This window comes from Acinetobacter gyllenbergii CIP 110306 = MTCC 11365, from assembly GCF_000413855.1.
Classification (GTDB): Bacteria; Pseudomonadota; Gammaproteobacteria; order Pseudomonadales; family Moraxellaceae; genus Acinetobacter; species Acinetobacter gyllenbergii.
The window spans coordinates 174,492-182,191 of record NZ_ATGG01000061.1 but is presented as its reverse complement, the minus strand read 5'-3'; the positions used below and the strand labels follow the sequence as shown (position 1 = coordinate 182,191).

Below are 7,700 nucleotides of genomic sequence, written 5' to 3'. Positions count from 1 at the left end.
GTAACTGGTCGTGTAGAAGCTGGTATCGTAAAAGTTGGTGAAGAAGTTGAAATCGTAGGTATCAAAGATACGGTTAAGACAACTGTAACTGGCGTAGAAATGTTCCGTAAATTGCTTGACGAAGGTCGTGCAGGCGAGAACTGTGGTGTTCTTCTTCGTGGTACTAAGCGTGAAGACGTACAACGTGGTCAAGTACTTGCTAAACCAGGTACAATCAAGCCGCACACTAAATTCGACGCAGAAGTATACGTACTTTCTAAAGAAGAAGGTGGTCGTCATACACCATTCCTTAACGGTTACCGTCCACAGTTCTACTTCCGTACAACTGACGTAACTGGCGCGATCAAATTACAAGATGGCGTAGAAATGGTAATGCCTGGTGACAACGTTGAGATGTCAGTAGAGTTAATCCACCCGATCGCAATGGACCCAGGTCTACGTTTTGCGATCCGTGAAGGTGGTCGTACTGTAGGCGCTGGTGTTGTTGCTAAAGTAACTGCATAATCGCTTAGAGTGATAAAAAAACACCCCTCTGGGGTGTTTTTTTTGTTTATTGTTAGACAATCCTTTTGTAAGAGTGTCCTTAACTGATAGTTTGCTGTCCCAAACTGCACTTAATTGATTTGCATAACAACGTAATATAAAACGCAAGAAACAGACAAAAGTGCTCAGTGGAAGGTTTCACTGAAAAGGAGTTGGCAGCATGAATGCTAAAGTAAATATTTCAAATCGTGCGGGTGCAAGCTTCCCAGTCCGTCGTATGAACTTTGATTTTGATCAAGTCCCGGAATACTGGATGAACGGTTCGGCAGGTTTAACTCATTTCATGACAGGTTTATCTGCACTGTTCCCAGATGGTGAAAAATTATTTATTGATGCGGTACGTGCAGTTCGTTATTACCCCGCAATTAAAGACAACGAAGAGCTGCAAAAAGAAATCAGTGCCTTTATTGGCCAAGAAGCCATGCATACTCAGGAGCATGTTAACTTTAATGCCTCTGCACAGAAATATGGACATGATGTAAGAACTTTAGAGCAAATTACTGGTCGTTATATTCAATTTGCATTAAATAACTTTTCTAAAGTGGTTAAACCTTTTGGTATGACCCGCGAAATGGTCAATCTCACCGCAACAACGGCCTTAGAACATTTTACGGCGACCATTGCTTCTGAATTATTACGTAATCCGCATATTCAGGACTTAATGACCGACGATACCATGTCTTATATGTGGTTCTGGCATGCAGTAGAAGAAAATGAACATAAAGCGGTTGCTTATGATGTCTATGAGGCAGTATTTGGTAAGGGATTAAAAGCCTATAGCTTGCGTACCTCGGCGCTGGTATTTGCCATGGCCTTGATTTTTATTCTTCAGTCCTATTTTACTTTACGTTTACTGCAACAGGACAAGAAGCTGAACTTTAAAGAATTGGCGATGATTTACAAATATGGCTATAGTCCTTCAAAAGGCATTATTACGGGTATGGCAGGGGAGATGCTGGCTTACTTTAAACCAGGATTCCATCCTAATGATCTGGACACGGTACAGTTGTTAAAAGACTGGAAAGCGAAACTGGGTTTCTAATTTTTAGCTTTAAATAAATCGATTTAAAAGGGCAATCAAAATTGCCCTTTTTGTTTTTTATTCAATTATTTCATACATAATTTTCAAGGTGATGACATGTCCTAAGATGATGCTTTTCTGACCTTATCTGCACTTATTCGATGCACTGAAAAGGGCGTATAAAAGAACTATCAAGCATCATTTATCAAGAATATTCACGGATAGGAGAAAAGGGTATGAATGCTAAAGTCAATATTTCAAACAGAGCTGGTGCCAGTTTCCCTGTACGCCGAATGGATTTTGAATTTGGTGAGGTGCCACGTTATTGGGCCAATGGTGATGCTGCTTTAACTCATTTTATGACTGCGCTTTCAGCATTGTTCCCAGAAGGTGAGCAATTCTTTGTGAACAGTACCCGTGCAGTGCGGAATGATCCTAAACTCGCAGATGAGCGACTTCAGAAAGAAATCAGCGCCTTTATTGGTCAAGAAGCCATGCATTCAAAAGAGCATCTAGCATTTAATGCTTCTGCAGAGGCCTATGGTTATGCTGTTCGCGAAATGGAAGGTCAAACAGGTCGTTTAATCAATCGTACTATTGGAATAACTGCAAAATTTTTAAAGCCTTTTGGTTTTACCAAAGAAATGATTGGTTTAACAGGAACTTGTGCGTTGGAGCACTTCACTTCAACTATCGCTGAAGAGTTATTAAGTAATCCCGATATCCAAGCCATGTTTATGGATCAGACCATGTACCATTTATGGATGTGGCATGCGGTAGAAGAAAATGAGCATAAAGCGGTTGCCTTTGATGTCTATCAAGCCATGTATGGTCAAGGTCCTAAAGCGTATTTTATGCGCTCATTGGCTTTAGTCATTGCAATGGGGCTCATTTTTATTACTCAGTCTTATTTCACGGCCAAACTGCTACAAACAGATGGCAAGCTGACATGGCGTGATACCAAATACATGATTAAATTTATGTATGGTTATAAAGGTTTTATGACTCGTCAAATCCCGACCTTATTAGATTTTTTAAGACCGAAATTTCATCCGAATGATGACGATACTACCGCACTTTTGAATAAATGGCGTGCTGAATTAGGTTTTAATCTAAGTTAAGTATATAGGGCAGCAAAACTGCCCATTTTTTTATTCAAATTTTGTTTTAAATTGCTGATAATCTGCACCAGTATTTTATAGAGTGATAGATCGTGATTCGATTGATGCAAGAAAATGACTTGGAGAGGGTGACTGCGATTGAGCGCTTGGTGCAAACCCATCCTTGGTCTAGGCAACAGTTCCAAGAATCCTTGGCTTCGTATCAATGTACGGTTTATGAGCAAGCCAATCAGGTCGTGGGATTCTGTATTCTACAGCCCGTTTTAGATGAAGCAAATTTATTGTTGATGGCGATAGATCCGAGCCAGCAAGGGAAGGGGCTCGGTTATAAATTATTGGATGAGTCTATCCAGCAATTAAAAAACAATCCAATTCAGATTTTTTTAGAAGTTCGTGAAAGTAATACAGCCGCCATTGGTTTGTATGAAAAAATAGGTTTTCATCAAATTGACTTACGCAAGAATTATTATCCAAACCCTGATGGCTCAAGAGAGCATGCCGTGATTATGGTCAAGACATGCACAGATGATTTTGCAGCGTTATTTAATAATTAAATTGTTCCACTCGGAAGGCAGTGTACTCATCAATGAATTGCCGAGCTGATGGATTTCATGGTCTGAAAGTGGGCGATTGAGGCGACGCCATTGTCCATCGAGCAATAATTCCAGTGGCGTATATTGCGATTTATAATTCATTTTGGATGAATGTGGTACCCAATAACCGAGGTAAAGATAGTCTAGATTTAGGGTACGTACATACTCGATTTGTTTGAGAATGGCAAAAACGCCGAGTGAGCGACGTTGTTCATCTGGATCAAAGAAGGTATAGACTGCTGAAAGACCATCATCCATCAAATCACAGGTTGAAACAGCAATCAGTTTTTGATCTTTCCATAATTCGATAAAGAAGCTTTCTGTGCAGCTATGCACCAGAAATTTTTCAAACTGGTCTAGGCTGGCTGGGTACATATCGCCATCTGCATGACGTTCATTGATATAACGTTCGTACAGATCATAATGCTGCTGAGTCGCTTGCGATGTTGGCAAAATACTCATTTGCAAATCTTGATTGCGTTTCCATGCCTTTTTTTGGCTGCTGTTCATTTTAAATTCTTGAACAGGAACACGACAGGATAAACACTGGCGACACAGATGACATTCAGGGCGGTAGACAAAATCGCCACTACGACGAAACCCGACACGAGAAAGTTCTGACAAGGTCACCACATCAATACGGTGAATTGGATCTAAAAACACCATCCGTGCCGATTTGTTATCAAGATAACTACAATCGTGTGGCGGCGTAATATAGTACTGTAAGTCATTTAAAAGGGACTTGGGTTGATATGATTTCATTAATCTGTCCCTCCAAGGTGCTAATCCGTTAACCGTCTAATTTTGCAAAAACTGCTATTGTTTTACTTGAAAATACACGTTCTTGATAACTTTTCCAATTGATAGAGGGGGCAATAATTACATCTTGTAACGATTTAAGATAGTCTTGGCGAGAAAGTGTACGTGCACCAAGGCTTAAAAGATGATCATTGACCAATTGACAGTCAATCCATGGCAACTGATTTTCCTGTCCAATCAGCATTAGGGTATAAAAAGCCATCTTAGAAACATCAGTTTCGGTACTAAACATCGACTCCCCAAAGCAGCCTTTACCAATACTGACACCATAGAGTCCGCCAACCAATTTATCCTGCTGCCAGACTTCAACACTGTACGCATATCCTGCTTGGAATAATGCACAATAGCCTTCGATGATATCTTCACTGATCCATGTTTCATTGGCATAGCTTCGAGGCAATGAACAAGAACGAATCACATCTTCAAAGGCATGGTTAATGGTAATTCGATAATCATGTTTCTTCATATTCCGAAGCAAGGATTTACTCGGTTTGTAGGCATGAGGTTCGATAATGCAACGGGGTTCAGGACTCCACCAACAAATCGGTTCATCTTCATTGAACCATGGAAATAATCCATGCGTATAGGCTTCGAATAAGGTAGAAGGGTGAAGGTCGGCGCCAATACAGATAAATCCTTGTCCTTCAGGATCGGCTTCGATTGGATTGGGAAAAATATAGTGTGAGGGTGGGAGTTGTTGCATAGTGGAAGAAATCAATCAGACTCATTCTAAGCTAACTGAAGTTATCGGGAATGGCAATCTTTGTCGTTGCCATTCCCAAAACAGCTTTAACTAAATAAGCGCAGCTGTTTCGCAATCTGTAGTTTTTTGCTGTCCAAGAAAATTTGTGCTTTACCTTGAATAATTTCAAGACTTTTTTCTTGGTCAGAGACGGTTTTGCCATCTTTATCTAAGACCAACCAATTGAGTTGGCTGATTGCATCTTGTACATATTGTGCAAATTCACTTGCTGACTCTAAACCCTCAATAAAATGTGCGCGATAGAACAATTGATGGAAATGTTCCGTCGGGATGCCAATACCGGTAATTGGGCTGATCAGCACGTTATAGTTCTGATGAAAACTGGCTTGTTTGAGTAAATAATGGTTCAGGCGCTGACATTGCTCTAGTGTCTGTTGTTTGGGTTCCAAGCTTTGGCAAGGTTGTGCCAAGCCTAAATGCGATAAAATCACCAGGGCATTGAGGATTTTTGCATAGCTTAATGTCGGTAAGCTTTGTTCAAGTTCAGCAACGGTCAGTGCCTGATAGTTTTCCTGTGCGAACTGATCACCAATCGGTTGGTAGATTTCCTCAATTAAATTGAAGGTGCCTAACAGCCCACTGATATTGGTGGGGAGTTGCTCTTTGGCGGTGAGCAATACAAAAGCAGTTTTACGTAGCCGTTCTTGTACTTGTAGAGGGGTAAGGGTGTTTTTACCTCGAATAAACAAATCACGTCTAAATTGAGTGTTGGCAAAATAGTCGCGACATTGTTCTTTAAAAATAGGGTGTTCAATTTCATTCAAAAAAGCTTGATGCTGTTCTGAAAAATTAATGTTATCGAGATGAGTACTTAAATCGGTAGAACCCGCATAGGATAACTTGATTTCATCCAGAATACGGACAATTTGCTGGAAAGAAAAACATTGCCAATCTTGATTCAGATATTCGTGAATCAAATAATTCGGATTTTGCTGTTTTAAATCAGCGACTTTTTGTACGGCATTGGGATTACGTTGCGCAAAAATTGGATTCTGTTTAAGTAGATCTTCACTGAAGGTGAGGGCCTCATTGACCTTTTGCAGTGGATTGGTACTTTTACTGTTGAATTTAAAGTGGCTATGGAACAACTCACGAATTGGCATATTGGCTGCCCAACCAGTAACGCAGTTATAGCTGATATAGACAATCCCGTTGGGTTTTAGGAATTTTCGGATAAATTTGAGAATAATGTACTGATTTTCATAACTAATCCAGCTCCAGATACCATGCAGACTGATGGAGTCAAACATGGGGAGGTCAGAACGATTCAACAACTCTTCAAAACTGTCATCATAGAAATAATGTTCGGTCTGACTCTGTTCAGCCAGTTGATTGGCATGTGCGGCATGGGCAGGGTTAAAATCCGTCCCGTAAAATGCCGCTTCATTACAGGTCGCATGAATATTGATACTCACACCTTGTCCAAAACCAAGTTCGCAATGATGGTGATTTTCCTGAAAGTCGGGACTATCGATACCATTTAAAAGTAAGCAAAACTTTTGGAAATTCGGGCTGAGGTCTCGATAATAACCGTAGGTATAATTTACTTCTGTTTGGTAGCCATTCGTCCAGGTCGTTGTCATTGAAATATCCTATAGACTGATCGTTGATGTGTTTAAAAAGTCGTCATTTTTTTGATTGTATGGATACTGGCAAAAAAAAACCACCAAAGATTGGTGGTTTCTTAATATTGGCCTAATTAGTTTAAATTATCGAGATATTTCTCTGCATCTAAGGCTGCCATACAGCCTGAACCTGCTGAAGTAATGGCTTGGCGGTAGATACTATCTGCGACATCACCTGCAGCAAATACACCTTCTACAGAGGCAGCAGTGGCGTTGCCCGCAGTGCCACTATGCACTTGGATATAGCCATCACGTAGATTCAATTGACCATCAAACATGCCTGTATTTGGCTTATGTCCGATTGCAACAAACAAGCCTTGAACTTGAATGTCTTGAGTGCTTGCATCTTGTGTTGATTGGATACGAACTGCAGTTACACCAGTTTTATCACCCAAGACTTCATCCACTTGATGGTTCCAGATAATACTGATTTTGCCTTCTTTTTCTTTGGCAAAAAGATGATCTTGCAAAATCTTTTCAGAACGTAAGCTGTCACGACGGTGAACAAGGGTCACATGCGCTGCAATATTAGAAAGATAAAGTGCTTCTTCAACTGCAGTGTTACCACCACCCACCACCATGACATTTTGGTTCTTATAGAAGAAACCATCACAGGTTGCACATGCGCTTACACCTTGGCCCATAAACGCAGCTTCAGATTCAAGACCTAGGTATTGTGCAGTTGCACCTGTTGCAATAATCAACGCATCACACGTGTACTCTTCCATATCGCCTTTGAGTACGAATGGACGAGTTTTAAGATCTACTTCATTGATATGATCGTAGACGATTTCTGTACCGAAACGTTCTGCATGAGCTTGCATACGTTCCATAAGTACAGGACCAGTTAATCCTTCTGGGTCACCTGGCCAGTTGTCAACTTCAGTGGTCGTTGTTAATTGACCACCTAATTGCAAACCCGCAATCAGTGTTGGCTTGAGGTTAGCACGTGCAGCATAGACTGCTGCGCTATAGCCTGCAGGACCAGAACCCAAAATAATTAACCGTGAGTGACGAGCGCTCATTAAAGAACATCCTTTTTATATCAAAACTGCTAAAATTATACGTGAATCCAGAGCGGAGTGGTTTAAATCCATCGGGATAATATTGATTAACTCAATCGAATTGAGCTATATCCGAGCAGGATGTTAACAACAACAGTAAACAATCGTGCATCTTTTTTGTAAGAACGAGTGCATAATATAAAACTTATTG

Annotated in this window: 8 protein-coding genes; 4 read left to right on the top strand and 4 right to left on the bottom strand. The window is 40.5% G+C overall.

Annotation, left to right across the window (positions count from 1 at the left end):
* The 4 genes from F957_RS00300 to rimI all read left to right on the top strand — a co-directional run.
* A partial coding sequence (locus F957_RS00300; RefSeq protein WP_016660711.1) for an EF-Tu C-terminal domain-related protein occupies positions 1-504 on the top strand: 504 nt, incomplete at its 5' end.
* A 199-nt stretch (positions 505-703) separates the two neighbouring features.
* Complete coding sequence (locus F957_RS00305) at positions 704-1,585, top strand: metal-dependent hydrolase (protein WP_004655198.1); 882 nt, start codon at positions 704-706, stop codon at positions 1,583-1,585.
* 215 nt (positions 1,586-1,800) lie between these two features.
* Entirely contained in the window at positions 1,801-2,685 is an 885-nt protein-coding gene (locus F957_RS00310; RefSeq protein ID WP_004655197.1) for a metal-dependent hydrolase, read from the top strand.
* Positions 2,686-2,777: 92 nt separating this feature from the next.
* A complete protein-coding gene (gene rimI / locus F957_RS00315) occupies positions 2,778-3,239 on the top strand; it encodes a ribosomal protein S18-alanine N-acetyltransferase (RefSeq protein ID WP_171066009.1) in 462 nt (153 codons plus the stop codon).
* On the opposite strand, the gene F957_RS00320 is transcribed toward rimI, so the two are convergent.
* The 4 genes from F957_RS00320 to trxB all read right to left on the bottom strand — a co-directional run bounded on the left by F957_RS00320 (position 3,225) and on the right by trxB (position 7,510).
* A complete protein-coding gene (locus F957_RS00320; protein WP_016541968.1) occupies positions 3,225-4,040 on the bottom strand; it encodes an arginyltransferase in 816 nt (271 codons plus the stop codon). The two genes, rimI and F957_RS00320, sit on opposite strands and share 15 nt — an antisense overlap.
* A 28-nt stretch (positions 4,041-4,068) precedes the next feature.
* Positions 4,069-4,800, bottom strand: coding sequence for a leucyl/phenylalanyl-tRNA--protein transferase (gene aat, locus F957_RS00325; protein ID WP_016541967.1), 732 nt, complete (start codon positions 4,798-4,800; stop codon positions 4,069-4,071).
* Between the two features lie 86 nt (positions 4,801-4,886).
* On the bottom strand, positions 4,887-6,443 hold the full coding sequence (locus F957_RS00330; RefSeq protein WP_016541966.1) for a class I SAM-dependent methyltransferase: 1,557 nt from the start codon (positions 6,441-6,443) through the stop codon (positions 4,887-4,889).
* Between the two features lie 116 nt (positions 6,444-6,559).
* Complete coding sequence (gene trxB, locus F957_RS00335) at positions 6,560-7,510, bottom strand: thioredoxin-disulfide reductase (RefSeq protein WP_016541965.1); 951 nt, start codon at positions 7,508-7,510, stop codon at positions 6,560-6,562.
* Between the last annotated feature and the right edge of the window lie 190 nt (positions 7,511-7,700).